The sequence below is a fragment of the Bradyrhizobium sp. USDA 4449 genome, assembly GCF_054056275.1.
Genome location: NZ_JBSRYD010000001.1, coordinates 1385236 through 1398781, shown reverse-complemented (window position 1 = coordinate 1398781; position 13546 = coordinate 1385236). Strand labels below are relative to the sequence as shown.

General features: G+C 64.3%; 15 protein-coding genes. 9 read left to right on the top strand and 6 right to left on the bottom strand.

Annotation, left to right across the window (positions count from 1 at the left end):
* Positions 1-40 precede the first annotated feature (40 nt).
* The 5 genes from ACVIIW_RS06650 to ACVIIW_RS06630 all read left to right on the top strand — a co-directional run bounded on the left by ACVIIW_RS06650 (position 41) and on the right by ACVIIW_RS06630 (position 5323).
* On the top strand, positions 41-685 hold the full coding sequence (locus tag ACVIIW_RS06650; protein ID WP_456700017.1) for a response regulator transcription factor: 645 nt from the start codon (positions 41-43) through the stop codon (positions 683-685).
* A gap of 530 nt (positions 686-1215) precedes the next feature.
* Positions 1216-2634 carry a threonine synthase gene (gene thrC, locus ACVIIW_RS06645; protein WP_456700016.1) on the top strand — a complete coding sequence of 473 codons (1419 nt, stop codon included), beginning with the start codon at positions 1216-1218 and terminating at the stop codon, positions 2632-2634.
* A complete protein-coding gene (locus ACVIIW_RS06640; protein WP_456700015.1) occupies positions 2631-3920 on the top strand; it encodes a M16 family metallopeptidase in 1290 nt (429 codons plus the stop codon). Before thrC ends, ACVIIW_RS06640 begins: the two co-directional genes overlap by 4 nt.
* A gap of 36 nt (positions 3921-3956) precedes the next feature.
* Positions 3957-4544, top strand: coding sequence for a GNAT family N-acetyltransferase (locus ACVIIW_RS06635; protein ID WP_092238235.1), 588 nt, complete (start codon positions 3957-3959; stop codon positions 4542-4544).
* 131 nt (positions 4545-4675) lie between these two features.
* On the top strand, positions 4676-5323 hold the full coding sequence (locus tag ACVIIW_RS06630; RefSeq protein WP_456700014.1) for a hypothetical protein: 648 nt from the start codon (positions 4676-4678) through the stop codon (positions 5321-5323).
* 122 nt (positions 5324-5445) lie between these two features.
* Here ACVIIW_RS06630 and ACVIIW_RS06625 read toward each other — a convergent pair whose 3' ends face one another.
* From ACVIIW_RS06625 to ACVIIW_RS06605, 5 genes are all read right to left on the bottom strand, one after another.
* A complete protein-coding gene (locus tag ACVIIW_RS06625; RefSeq protein ID WP_456700013.1) occupies positions 5446-5931 on the bottom strand; it encodes a F0F1 ATP synthase subunit B family protein in 486 nt (161 codons plus the stop codon).
* A 5-nt stretch (positions 5932-5936) separates the two neighbouring features.
* The gene (locus ACVIIW_RS06620; RefSeq protein ID WP_456700012.1) at positions 5937-6503 is read right to left on the bottom strand and encodes a F0F1 ATP synthase subunit B; all 567 of its coding nucleotides are present in this window, start codon (positions 6501-6503) and stop codon (positions 5937-5939) included.
* A gap of 61 nt (positions 6504-6564) precedes the next feature.
* Entirely contained in the window at positions 6565-6792 is a 228-nt protein-coding gene (locus tag ACVIIW_RS06615) for a F0F1 ATP synthase subunit C (RefSeq protein ID WP_092238250.1), read from the bottom strand.
* 53 nt (positions 6793-6845) lie between these two features.
* Positions 6846-7595, bottom strand: a complete 750-nt coding sequence (locus ACVIIW_RS06610) for a F0F1 ATP synthase subunit A (protein ID WP_092238255.1) — start codon at positions 7593-7595, stop codon at positions 6846-6848.
* A 112-nt stretch (positions 7596-7707) separates the two neighbouring features.
* Positions 7708-8082, bottom strand: a complete 375-nt coding sequence (locus tag ACVIIW_RS06605) for an AtpZ/AtpI family protein (RefSeq protein WP_456700011.1) — start codon at positions 8080-8082, stop codon at positions 7708-7710.
* A 284-nt stretch (positions 8083-8366) separates the two neighbouring features.
* On the opposite strand from ACVIIW_RS06605, the gene ACVIIW_RS06600 reads away from it, so the two are divergent.
* Both ACVIIW_RS06600 and ACVIIW_RS06595 read left to right on the top strand, forming a co-directional pair.
* Entirely contained in the window at positions 8367-8900 is a 534-nt protein-coding gene (locus ACVIIW_RS06600; protein WP_456700010.1) for a hypothetical protein, read from the top strand.
* 18 nt (positions 8901-8918) lie between these two features.
* Positions 8919-9392 (top strand): secondary thiamine-phosphate synthase enzyme YjbQ, encoded by a 474-nt coding sequence (locus ACVIIW_RS06595; RefSeq protein ID WP_456700009.1) that lies wholly within the window; start codon positions 8919-8921, stop codon positions 9390-9392.
* Positions 9393-9458: 66 nt separating this feature from the next.
* Here the strand turns inward: ACVIIW_RS06595 and ACVIIW_RS06590 are convergent, their stop codons facing one another.
* Complete coding sequence (locus tag ACVIIW_RS06590; protein ID WP_456700008.1) at positions 9459-11144, bottom strand: MFS transporter; 1686 nt, start codon at positions 11142-11144, stop codon at positions 9459-9461.
* Between the two features lie 303 nt (positions 11145-11447).
* On the opposite strand from ACVIIW_RS06590, the gene ACVIIW_RS06585 reads away from it, so the two are divergent.
* On the top strand, positions 11448-12119 hold the full coding sequence (locus ACVIIW_RS06585; RefSeq protein WP_456700007.1) for a response regulator transcription factor: 672 nt from the start codon (positions 11448-11450) through the stop codon (positions 12117-12119).
* A gap of 397 nt (positions 12120-12516) precedes the next feature.
* Positions 12517-13545, top strand: a complete 1029-nt coding sequence (locus ACVIIW_RS06580; protein WP_456700006.1) for an alpha/beta fold hydrolase — start codon at positions 12517-12519, stop codon at positions 13543-13545.
* Position 13546: the final 1 nt, after the last annotated feature.

The following is a 13546-nucleotide window of genomic DNA, read 5'->3' as shown; positions in this document are numbered from 1 at the left end:
TTCCCGTCGGTCTATGAGTGCCACAACAAGAGAGTGCACGATGCAAGATACCGCCAAGCCGGGGACCCGGATCCTGATTGTTGACGACCATCCCGTGGTGCTGTCAGGTTGTCGCACCCTGTTTTCGTCCGACCATTCGATCCGGATCGACGAGGCGAGCGACGCCAAGTCCGGCCACCGGGCCTATGTCAGCAGGCGTCCTGACGTGACCGTTATCGACGTCAACCTGCCTGATGTCTCCGGCTTCGAGCTGATGCGCCGGATCCGCAAGGACGACCCGGATGCCAAGATCATCATGTTCAGCATGAACGACGATCCGGCTTTCGTGGTGCGCGCGGTCGAGCTCGGGGCGCAGGGCTATGTCTCCAAGGGCGACGATCCCCGGATCCTGCTCAAGGCGGTGCGCAGGGTGGCCGCAGGCGACCATTTCATTTCGCCACAGCTTGCTGAGGCCGTGACGTTCTCGGGCGCCGCGATCAAGGCCAATCCAGCCTCGCAGATGACGCCGCGGGAGCTCGAGATTCTCCGCCTGCTTGGACGCGGCAACAAGATCGTCGAGGTCGCCGAGGCGCTCGGCATCTCCTACAAGACCGTTGCCAACACCACCTCCCTGCTCAAGCAGAAATTAGGGGCCAAGAACCATTCCGACCTGATCAGGATAGCGGTGGAAATCGGGATGAACTGACATAGGGTCAGGGACCGAACCGGCTGCTCCAGGATGCTGCCGGTTCGGCCGACGGATCAATGCCGCCGCGCGTTCGGCCATGTGTGGACGGCGGCTCGGTACGCTTCCACCGACACAATGGACGGATGCAGTGCTTGTTCCTGGTCCCACGCGGCGGGACAGGAAAAACGGTCATGGGGCGAGACTCCGGGGCGACCTGATCATCGGCTCTGCTGTGGCGCATCGGGAAAAACAGGAACATTTGGCGTCGCGCACCGTTTTTGCCCTTGACGATTCCGTGACGGCTGACGATAGCTCGAACGAGCAGTTTTTGGGGCAGGCGCCCCAGCGACGAAAACCGGTCTGCACATATCAACGACAGACCTTCCAAGAGAGGGCTGTGGCATCGCCGCAGCCCTTTTTCCTTGGGCATGGTGTGGCCCCGCAAAACACTCTATGGTGCCGGAAGCCTCTGGCTGAAGAACTAGGAACATCGTGAAATCAAAGGCTTAAGGCCAGAATTCGGCTCGGGCCGGCCTTTGGAGGGCAGTTTGACTCGTTATATCTCGACCCGGGGCGAGGCCCCTGAGCTTGGCTTCTGCGACGTGATGCTGACCGGGCTTGCCCGCGACGGCGGTCTCTATGTGCCGGTGACCTGGCCGCAGCTGTCGGCCGAGACCATCGCAAGCTTCTTCGGCCGGCCCTATTGGGAAGTCGCGGTCGAAATCATCCGTCCCTTCGTCGGCGGTGAGATTTCCGACGCCGAGCTCGGCCGCATGGCGAACGAGGCCTATGCCACCTTCCGACATCCGGCCGTGGTGCCGCTGCGCCAGATGTCGCCGCATCAATTCGTGCTGGAGCTGTTTCACGGTCCGACGCTCGCCTTCAAGGACGTCGCGATGCAGCTGCTCTCGCGGCTGATGGATCATGTGCTCGCCAAGCGAGGCCAGCGCACCACCATCGTGGTCGCAACCTCCGGCGACACCGGTGGCGCTGCGGTCGATGCGTTTGCGGGCCTGGAGAATGTCGATCTCGCCGTGCTGTTTCCGCAGGGCCGTGTCTCCGAGGTCCAGCAGCGCATGATGACGACGACGGGCGCGGCCAACGTGCATGCGCTCGCCATCGAGGGCAATTTCGACGACTGCCAGGCGCTCGTGAAGGGGATGTTCAACAACCACCGCTTCCGCGATGCGACGTCGCTGTCCGGCGTCAATTCCATCAACTGGGCGCGCATCGTCGCGCAAGTGGTCTACTATTTCACCTCGGCGGTCGCCGTCGGCGCGCCGGCGCGTGCGGTAGACTTCATCGTGCCGACAGGCAATTTCGGCGATATTTTTGCAGGTTACGTCGCCAAGCGCATGGGCCTTCCCGTGCGCACGCTGCGGATTGCGGCCAACGTCAACGACATTCTCGCTCGCACGCTCAAGACCGGCATCTACGAGGTGCGCGAGGTGCACGCCACCGCATCGCCCTCGATGGACATCCAGATCTCCTCGAATTTCGAGCGGCTGCTGTTCGAGGCGAGCAAGCGCGATGCGGCGAGCGTCCGCCGCCTGATGGACTCGCTGAAGCAGTCGGGCCGCTTCGTGCTGCCGGATGTGACGCTCGCCGCGATCCGCGAAGAATTCGACGCCGGCCGCGCCGATGAGACCGAGACGGCGGCTGCGATCCGCGCCGCCTGGCGTGAGGCCGGCGAGCTTGTCGATCCGCACACCGCCGTGGCGCTCGCGGTCGCCGATCGCGACACCACCGACACGACCGTCCCCAATATCGTGCTCTCGACCGCGCATCCCGCCAAATTCCCCGACGCCGTGGATGCGGCTTGCGGTCAGCGGCCGCTGCTGCCGGCCTGGCTCGACGGTCTCATGACCAGATCCGAGCACATGCAGGTGATGAAGAACGACCAGGGCGAAGTTGAGCGGTTCGTGCTGTCGGTCAGCCGCGCCGCAAAGCAGGGAGTTGCCGGATGAGCGTCGAGATTTCCAAGCTTGCGTCCGGCCTGACCGTCGTCACCGACAACATGCCTCACCTCGAGACCGCCGCGCTCGGCGTCTGGGCCGGCGTCGGCGGCCGCGACGAGAAGCCCAACGAGCATGGCATCTCCCATCTCCTGGAACATATGGCGTTCAAAGGCACCACCGGGCGATCCTCGCGCGAGATCGTGGAGGAGATCGAGGCGGTCGGCGGCGACCTCAACGCGGGCACCTCGACCGAGACGACGTCCTATTATGCCCGGGTGATGAAGGCCGACGTGCCGCTGGCGCTCGACGTGCTGGCCGACATCCTCGCCAATCCGGCCTTCGAACCCGACGAGCTCGAGCGCGAGAAGAATGTGATCGTGCAAGAGATCGGCGCGGCCCAGGACACGCCTGATGACGTCGTGTTCGAGCACCTCAACGAGCTCTGCTATCCCGACCAGCCGATGGGCCGCTCGCTGCTCGGCACTGCCAAGACGCTAAAGAGCTTCAACCGGGTCTCGCTGCGCGATTATCTCTCGACGCATTACCGTGGCCCCGACATGGTGGTGGCGGCGGCCGGCGCCGTCGATCACAAGCAGGTGGTGGCCGAGGTCGAGAAGCGCTTTGCAAGCTTCGAGGCGACGCCAGGGCCGAAACCGCAGGCGGCCAAATTCGGCCAAGGCGGCACCAAGGTGGTGCATCGCGAACTCGAGCAAGCGCATCTGACGCTGGCGCTGGAAGGCGTGCCCCAAACCGATCTGTCGCTGTTCTCGCTCCAGGTGTTCACCAACGTCCTCGGCGGCGGAATGTCGTCGCGCCTGTTCCAGGAGGTGCGCGAGAAGCGCGGCCTCTGCTACTCCATCTACTCTTTCCACGCGCCCTATACCGACACCGGTTTCTTCGGCCTCTACACCGGGACCGATCCCGCCGACGCGCCTGAAATGATGGAGGTCGTGGTCGACATCATGAATGATTCGGTCGAGACCCTGACCGAGGCCGAGATCGCCCGCGCCAAGGCGCAGATGAAGGCGGGTCTGCTGATGGCGCTGGAGAGCTGCTCCTCGCGTGCCGAGCAACTGGCCCGGCACGTACTGGCCTACGGGCGGCCGCAAACGGTGCAGGAGCTGGTGGCCAGGATCGATGCCGTCAGCGTCGAATCGACCCGCGATGCGGCGCGTGCACTGCTTTCGCGCAGCCGCCCTGCAGTCGTCGCATTGGGCAGTGGGAGGGGTCTGGACACGGCGGTGTCTTTTGCGGAAGGATTGACCAAGGCGCGTGCCAAGGCGCGGCTGCACTAGGGAGCCGCGCACGACCCGCCTCCGGGAAGCATCACTATGGCCCTCTTTCGTTTGCCATCCAGTGGACCTGCTGCTCTCGCGCCGCGTGGCAACGGGTTGCTGCTGCGCGCGCCGCAGATGTCGGACTTTCTGCAATGGGCGCATTTGCGCGAGACCAGCCGCGATTACTTGACGCCCTGGGAGCCGATCTGGCCGTCGGACGATCTGACCCGGTCCGGTTTCCGCCGCCGCCTGCGCCGCTATTCCGAGGATATCGCCTCGGATCGCTCCTATCCCTTTCTGATTTTCCGCGAACTCGACGGCGCCATGGTCGGCGGCATCACGCTCGCCAATGTCCGGCGTGGCATCGTCCAGGCCGGTACCATCGGCTACTGGGTCGGCCAGCCCCATGCCCATCGCGGCTACATGACCGCGGCGCTCCGGGTGCTGCTGCCGACGCTGTTCGGCGAGATCAATTTGCATCGGGTCGAGGCCGCCTGCATCCCCACCAACGCGCCGTCGATCCGGGTGCTGGAGAAGTGCGGCTTCTCCCGTGAAGGGCTGGCCCGCCGCTATCTCTGCATCAACGGGGTGTGGCAGGACCACCTGCTGTACGGCTTGCTGCATGAGGATTTCCGCGGCTGAGCCGCGCTTGCTCGCGTGCCGAGATCACCCTCTTCCGACCTGGATTTCCCGCCTTGGGATCGCCGATTTTGGCGATATAACCCGCACGAGCCGGCGACAGGCCGGGATGTTGTCATGGAGTACTGGCGTTCATGAAGGAGCTTCGATCATTGCGGAATGCGCTGCGGCGGGGTCCGATGATCGCGCTGGCGCTGTCGGTGTTGTCGGCGACGGTCTCGCCGGTCGCGGCGCAATCGCTGACGGACCGCTTCAAGAGCCTGTTCGGCGGCAAATCCGACGAGCCTGCCCAGCCGACGCCTGCGCCGGGCCAGCCGGCCGCGGATGACGATCTCGATTGCCCGCAGGTCACGGTGCGCGCGGGAGCCTCTACCTATGGGGTCGGGGCGACGGGCAAGCCGGCCGTCGGCAACGACGTGCGCTTCCAGGCCTCGATCACCAAGATGGCGCGCGAATGTGTCCGCAACGGCGGCGAGATCACTGCGCGGGTCGGCATCCAGGGCCGCGTCATCGCAGGCCCCGCCGGCGCGCCTGCCACGGTCGAGGTGCCCCTGCGCGTTGCCGTGGTCCAGGGCGGGGTCGGCGAGAAGGTGATCGCCTCGAAGGCCTACCGGACCACGGTCGCGATGTCCGAAGGCGGGAGCGTGCCGTTCACCTTCGTCGCGGAGGATCTGTCGTATCCGGTGCCCTCGGCTGCGGTCGCCGATTCCTACATCTTCTACGTCGGGTTCGATCCCCAGGCACTGGCGCCCGAGCCGAAGGCGCGCGGGAAGAGGAAGTAGGTCTCATACCCCGGCTCTGCGGCGCAGCGTTGCACCGCACCGCGTCCGGGACACCACAGACCACCCAAACAAAAAAGCCGGCGCTCATCGCGCCGGCTTTTTGATGGGTGAGGCGTCTGCCCTCAGTTCAGCTTCTGGCGAACTTCGGTGATGCCTTTGGCGAGCAGATCGTCGGCGACCTGGCCCTTGACCGACTGCGACAGGATCGTCGAGGCGGCCTGGACGGCGGCTTCCGCGGCTGCGGCGCGGACATCGGCCAGCGCCTGAGCTTCGGCCAGAGCGATCTTGCTCTCCGCGGTCTTGGTGCGGCGGGCGACGAAGTCTTCCATCTTCGCCTTGGCCTCGGTCGCGATGCGCTCGGCTTCGGACCTGGCATTGGCGATGATGTCGGCGGCCTCGCGTTCGGCCGAGGCACTGCGCGCCTTGTAGTCGGCGAGCACCTTGGCCGCTTCCTGCTTCAGGCGCGTCGCGTCGTCGAGCTCGGCCTTGATGCGGTCGGCGCGATGGTCGAGCGCAGCCATTGCCTTCTTGAAGACCCCGAGATAGCCGAACACGACCATCAGGATCAGGAAGGCGACGGCGACCCAGGTTTCTGGTTCGAAGAACATATCGACTAACCCTTCAAGGACGCATCGACGGCGGCATTGACCGACGCCGTGTCAGGAACGACCCCGGTAAGCTGCTGCACGATGGTGCCTGCCGCATCGGCCGCGATGCCGCGGACGTTGCTCATGGCGGTCGCACGGGTCGAGGCGATGGTCTTTTCCGCCTCGGCGAGCTTGGCCGCCAGCTGCGCCTCCAGGCTCTTGCGCTCGGCTTCCGCCTGCGCATTCGCCTTGTCGCGGGATTCGTTGCCGATCGCCTGTGCCCGCGAACGCGCCGAAGCGAGCTCGCCCTCATAGGCCTTCAGCGCAGCCTCGGACTGATCCTTCAGCTTCTGCGCCTCGGCGAGGTCACCCTCGATCTTGTTCTGACGCGCTTCGATCGCGCCGCCGACCTTCGGCAGAGCGAGCTTGGACACGATCACGTAAAGCAAGACGAAGAAGATCGCGAGCGACACCAGCTGCGAAGCGAAAGTGCTGCTCTCGAACGGCGGAAACGCGCCGGCGTGATGACCGCCGTCGGCTTCGCTGTGGGCGTCAGTCGCCGGTGCTTTCGCTCCGCCAGGACTCTCGGCCATGGAGTACTCCTGTTGCTGTCACGCGCCGCTCCGGAGGAAGCGGCGCGGAAGAAGTCGTCCTTTAGAAAACGAACAGCAGAAGCAGCGCGATCAGCAGCGAGAAGATACCGAGCGCTTCGGTCACGGCGAAGCCGAAGATCAGGTTGCCGAACTGGCCCTGAGCAGCCGACGGGTTGCGGACGGCTGCGGCGAGGTAGTTGCCGAAGATCACGCCCACGCCGACGCCAGCGCCGCCCATGCCGATGCACGCGATGCCCGCGCCGATAAGTTTTGCTGCTGTCGGATCCATTTTAGACTCCTTGGAAGAAAGATTGGGTTTTGGGTGGAAATTCCCCGGACCGCTTAGTGTCCCGGATGAATGGCGTCGTTGAGGTAGATGCAGGTCAGGATCGCAAACACATAGGCCTGCAGGAACGCGACCAGGATCTCGAGGGCGTACAGCGAGATCGTGAGCGCCAGCGGCAGCACGCCGCCGACCCAGCCGATGGCGCCGAGCGAGAAGCCCAGCATGGCGACGAAGCCCGCGAACACCTTCAGCGCGATGTGGCCGGCCAGCATGTTGGCGAACAGACGGACGCTGTGGGAGACCGGCCGCAGGAAGAAGGACAGGATCTCGATGAACATCACCAGCGGCAGGATGTAGCCGGGGACGCCGTGAGGAATGAAGATCTTGAAGAACTTCAGGCCGTTCTTGGCGACGCCGTAGATCAGCACCGTGAAGAAGACCAGCAGCGCCAGCGCCACCGTGACGATCAGATGGCTCGCGATCGTGAAGGTATAGGGGATGACGCCGACGAGATTCGACACGCAGAGGAACATGAAGATCGAGAAGACCAGCGGGAAGAACTTCATGCCTTCCGAGCCGGCGGTCGAACGGATGGTCGAGGCGACGAACTCGTAGGAAATCTCGGCCACCGACTGCAGGCGGCCCGGAACGAGCTGCGTGCCGCTGGCAAGCATCAGGATCGAGATGATCGCCACCGCCACCAGCATGTAGAGCGATGAATTGGTGAAGGCGATCGTGTGATTGCCGATATGGCCCAGCGTGAAGAGCGGCTCGATGTTGAACTGGTGGATCGGATCGATTTTCATCGGCGCGGCATCTCTTGGTCTGCCGGGCTAGCCGGCGTGTCTCGGTCTGCCGGCCGGGCCGGCCCGCACCGGCGAAACCGGCGCGATCAATTCCTCTCTTGTTCGGATTCGCTCAAGACCCGCCGCGCCTGTCCTGACCCGCGCCCGCCGTTCTCACCACATTCACCACGCCGGCTACGAAGCCCAGCAGCGTGAACACGATAAATCCGAAAGGCGATGTCGACAGCAAGCGGTCGAAACCCCAGCCAATCCCCGCCCCGACGACGACCCCGGCGATCAACTCGGAGGATAACCGGAAACCAAGCGCCATCGCCGAGGCTCTGGCCGCTCCGTCTTCACCGTCACCTGCGGGTTGCTCGGTCTTGATGTGGCGGCCGCGAATTTCGGACAACCGCTGATCAAGACTTCCGAGCCGTTCGGAAAGCGCAGCTTCCTCGGGCGATCTATCGCGATCTCCATTCCCGTTGTGTCCCGTGTCCTGAGCCATGCCACGAAGACCCGAAACGCCGCGGTTGAATGGAAATTACGCCCGCCACCCTCAAAAGCCGCGCGGACCATACTGACCGCACATAATCAAGTCAAGCCAAGTCACGATCGCGTCGTGATCCTTTATCCGTCTGATTTCATTGAGGATATTTCCTTGTACGCCAGCGCTGCACACAGCGTGACGCCGCACCGCAGCAGCTCTCCGCGCGATCCGCCGATGCGTCGTCGCCCGCCGGGGTGTAGAATTTCGCCATGTGGCACCTGCGCGGCGTGGCGGAGAGCGCGATGAGACCTGCGAAATCATCCACAACATCAAGGCTTGCGGCCGTGGTCGTTGCGCTGACGGCGGTCAGCGGCACCCTGGCTGCGGCGCAATCGGCGCCCGACGGCGAAAACGGCCGGTACAGCATGACGCCGATCCCGGACGGCGTGCTGCGGCTCGACACCCGCACCGGCACGGTCTCGACCTGCACCAGGAATGATGCCGGCTGGGCCTGCTACGCCGTGCCCGACGAGCGCGCGGCGCTCGATGCCGAGATCGGCCGTCTCCAGGCCGAGGTCGAAAAGCTCAAGGGGCAGCTCGCGGCAGGGCCGGCGGTCCCCGGCAAGATTGAGGAGGCGCTGCCGAAATCCGATTCCTTGAAGAAGGCCGAGCCGCAAGCACGAGAACCAAAGTCCGCCGAGGGCGACCGCAAGCTCGAGATCCCGCTGCCGAGCGACCAGGACCTCGATCGCGCGATGTCGTTCCTGGAAAAGGCCTGGCGGCGGCTGATCGACATGGCCAATCGCGTGCAGAGGGACGTGTCGGGGAAGATATGACGTGACGCGAGACATGTCATGACATCGGCCAAATCAATCACACGCTCGGCGCCATCGTCGGTGCAGGCCACGACGATCGTCTCGTCGCAGCTCGCCGTGCAGACGAAGGGCCGCGGCTTCACCGATCTCACCAGCGAGCTCGTGAAATTCATCGCCGAGGCTCGCGCCCGCGATGGCGCGCTGACGCTGTTCATCCGCCACACCTCGGCATCACTGACGATCCAGGAGAATGCTGATCCCTCCGTCCTCGTCGATCTCACCACCGCGCTCTCTCGGCTCGCGCCGGAAAACCTGCCGTGGACACACGACACCGAAGGACCCGACGACATGCCCGCGCATATCAAGACGATGCTGACGCAGACGTCGTTGCACGTGCCGGTGCTGGGCGGCGGGCTTGCGCTCGGCACCTGGCAGGCGATCTATCTGGTCGAGCATCGCGCGCGCCCGCACCGCCGCGAAATCGTGCTGCAATTCATCGGCTGCAATCAATAGGCCTCAAAAGCAGACCGGCCGCGGATCGCTCCGCGGCCGGTCGTTTGTCGGTGTCGCGCGAGGCGATCAGGTCTTGGTGATGTCGACGTCCTTGGTCTCGGGCACGAAGATCAGGCCGACGATGAAGGTCATCGACGCGATCGCAATCGGGTACCAGAGACCTGCATAGATATTACCCGTCGCGGCAACCAGCGCGACCGCGATCGGGGGCAGCAGGCCTCCGAACCAGCCGTTGCCGATATGATAGGGCAACGACATGGAGGTGTAGCGGATCCGCGTCGGGAACAGCTCGACGAGAGCGGCCGCGATCGGGCCGTACACCATGGTCACGAGGATCGCGAGGTAGGTCAGCACGACGATCAGCAGCGGCATGTTGATCGCCGACGGATCAGCTCCCTTGATCGGGTAGCCGGCTTCGCCGACCGCGGCCGTCACGGCGGTCGTGAACGCGGCGCGGGCGGCCGCGAAGGCCTTGGGATCGGCGCCCGTTCCGTTCACGGACTCGAACGACTTGGTGCCGACGACGACCTTGGCGAGGCTGCCGGGCGCGGCGGGCTCCAGCCTGAAGTTCACCGATGATGCGATCAGCGCGTTGCGGGCGACGTCGCAGGAGCTGGTGAACGCCCTGCCGCCGACCGGGTCGAACAGCACATTGCAGTCCTTTGGATCGGCGACCACGGAGACCGGCGCAGTTGCCAGCGCCTTCTCGAGCGCCGGATTTGCAGCTGATGTCAGCAGGCTGAAGGCGTAGTGATAGGTCACCGCGCCGAGCAGACAACCGGCCAGGATGATTGGCTTGCGGCCGATCTTGTCCGAAAGCCAGCCGAAGAACAGGAAGCCGACGGTCGCGATCGCAAGCGCAATGATGAGCGCGATGTCAGCCGAGTTCGCCGGGACCTTGAGCGTATTGACGAGGAACACGCGCGCATAGAATTGCCCGCCATACCAGATCACGGCCTGACCGGCGGTGAGGCCGAGCAGGGCGATCAGCGCAACCTTCCCGTTCTGCCAATTGCCGAAGGCTTCCGACAGCGGAGCCTTGGAAGCCTTGCCTTCCTCCTTCATCTTCTGGAACAGCGGCGACTCCGAGAGCTGCATGCGGATCCAGATCGAGATGCCGAGCAGCAGGATCGAGAGCAGATAGGGGATGCGCCAGCCGCCCGAGAGGCCCGAATCGGCGAATGAGTCGGCGCTCATGCTGTTGCGGACGACGTAGACAACGAGCAGCGACAGGAAGAGCCCGATCGTTGCGGTGGTCTGAATCCAGGAAGTGTAGAATCCGCGGCGGCCCTGCGGTGCATGCTCGGCAACGTAAGTGGCGGCGCCACCATACTCGCCGCCGAGCGCGAGCCCTTGCAGGAGGCGCAAGCCGATCAGGATCGTCGGCGCCAGCCAGCCGATCGTCTGGTAGCCGGGCGTCAGGCCCACCAGGAAGGTCGACAGACCCATGATCGAGATGGTGACGAGGAAGGTATATTTGCGGCCGACGAGATCGCCGACCCGGCCGAACACCAGCGCGCCGAGGGGGCGAACCAGGAAGCCTGCCGAGAACGTCAGGAGCGCAAAGATGAACTGTGTGTTGGCGTCGAACGCCGAGTAGAACGCCTTGCCGATCTGGGCCGCAGTCCATCCGTAGAGATAGAAATCATACCATTCGAACACGGTACCGAGTGAAGATGCGAAGATGACCTTCTTCTCTTCGCCGGTCATTCCCCGCGTCCCGACGCCGCCGGCGGCCGCTGCCATTGTCATAGTTGGACTCCCCGAAGTTCGTTTCCTCGCGTCCCGGCTGTCCGGACATGCCGGATCACCCCAGGTCTTGCCCCCAAGGTAACATCGGCGTGAAACACGCCCATATACGACTTTCGGCCTTGCGCACTGACACCCAACTGACGGCGGCCGAGTTATAGTGCAGCGCGCCGGCACGGTTTGAGGATTAACCCCTTTTCCAGCGCAGGAATAATGTGCCCTTGCATGCCACGGCCGACCGGGAAAGAATTGACCATCGCTCCGGTCCGGATTACTGGCGCTGATGTGAACGACAGCAAGAGAACGATGAACGCTCCCTCAACCCACCTCGTCATTGCCGACGATCACCCGCTGTTCCGTGATGCGCTGCGGCAGGCGGTGGCGGGCGTCCTGAGCACGGCGAAGATCGATGAGGCCGGGTCGTTCGAAGACCTGACGAAACTGCTGGAACAGTCCTCCGACGTCGACCTGGTCCTGCTCGACCTCTCGATGCCCGGCATCTCCGGTTTTTCCGGGCTGATCTATCTGCGTGCGCAATATCCGGCGATTCCGGTGGTGATCGTCTCGGCCTCCGACGACAGCGCCACGATCCGCCGTTCGCTGGATTTCGGCGCCTCCGGCTTCATCCCGAAGCGCTTCGGCGTCGAGACGCTGCGTGATGCCATCCTCAAGGTCATGGAGGGCGACGTCTGGGTTCCCGCCGACACCGACCTGACGACCGCCTCCGACCCCGACATGACCAAGCTGCGCGACCGCCTGGTGACGCTGACGCCGCAGCAGGTGCGGGTGTTGATGATGCTGTCGGAGGGACTGCTGAACAAGCAGATCGCCTATGAGCTCGGTGTCTCCGAGGCGACCATCAAGGCCCACGTCTCGGCCATCCTGCAAAAGCTCGGCGTCGAGAGCCGCACCCAGGCCGTGATCGCCGCGGCGAAAATCTCCGGCGGCCAGTGGAAGCAGGGCACGCCGACGGGGTAGGGCGCTTCCTCGCGATTTCGCGGATGTCCGTGGGGCACCTGATGGATCGCACGTGAACCGGACACGTGCGAATTGATCGGCGCCACGCGCGAGCGCACTCAGTTGTTGACGTTTTCCCAGAGCAGAAGAACCAAGCGCCATCCTCTGAGGATGGATGCGGACAAACCTCGCTGCGGCCGGAATTGACCCGCTCGGCCGTTCGACGATGTCAGCCTCCCCGGCAAGCTTTGTTGCAGAGTCCTGCAAACGAGTTCTGTGCCGGCCTCACAACGTCTTTTCACTCCAGACGTGCGTCCTGCGTAGCACGCTGATAGTCACTTGCGTAACTGCAGCGAGGCTCTCATAAGCCAAAATGGATGCCCGGCAGCGACCTCAGTGACATCAAAGGACCAAGACCATGACAGAGATCATCGACCAGCATCGCCGCCGCTTCCTCGGCATCGCAGCCGGCACTGCCGCCGTCGGCTTTGGCGTGATCGACCTCGCGCGGGCCGAAACGGCAGCCGCGCCGTCTTCGGCAACGGCTTCCTTCGGCGCGATCAAGCAGATCAATGCGGGTGTGCTCGACATCGGCTACGCCGAAGCCGGTCCAGCGACCGGTCCGGTCGCCATCCTGCTGCACGGCTGGCCTTACGACATTCACAGCTTCGTCGACGTCGCGCCGATCCTGGCGCAGGCCGGCTATCGCGTCATCGTCCCCTATTTGCGCGGCTATGGGTCGACGAACTTCCTCTCCAGCGAGACGCCGCGCAACGGCGAGCCGGCCGCGCTGGCCGTCGACGTCATCGCGCTGATGGATGCGCTCGACATCAAGAAGGCGGTTCTTGCCGGCTTCGACTGGGGCGCGCGCACCTGCGATATCATTGCCGCGCTGTGGCCGGAGCGCTGCCGCGCGCTGGTCTCTGTCAGCGGCTATCTGATCTCCGGCCAGGCATCGGGAAGCGCGCCGCTGCCGCCTGCGGCCGAACTGCAATGGTGGTACCAGTTCTACTTCGCGACCGAGCGCGGCCGCGCCGGCTACGAGAAGTACACGCATGACTTCGCAAAGCTGATCTGGAAGCTGGCCTCGCCCCAGTGGAGGTTTGACGACGCCACCTTCGATCGCAGCGCCAAGGCGTTCGAGAACAAGGATCACGTCGCGATCTCGATCCACAATTATCGCTGGCGGCTCGGGCTCGAGAAGGGCGAGACGAAGTACGAGGAGATTGAAAACAAGCTCGCGGCGGCTCCCATCATCAGCGTGCCTGCGATCACGATGGAAGGCGACGCCAACGGCGCGCCGCATCCCGATCCCGGCGCCTACGCCAAGAAGTTTTCGGGCCGCTACGATCATCGCCTGATCACGGGCGGCATCGGCCACAATCTTCCGCAGGAAGCTCCGCAGGCCTTTGCCAAGGCGGTCATCGATGCCGACGGCAGCGCCTGAG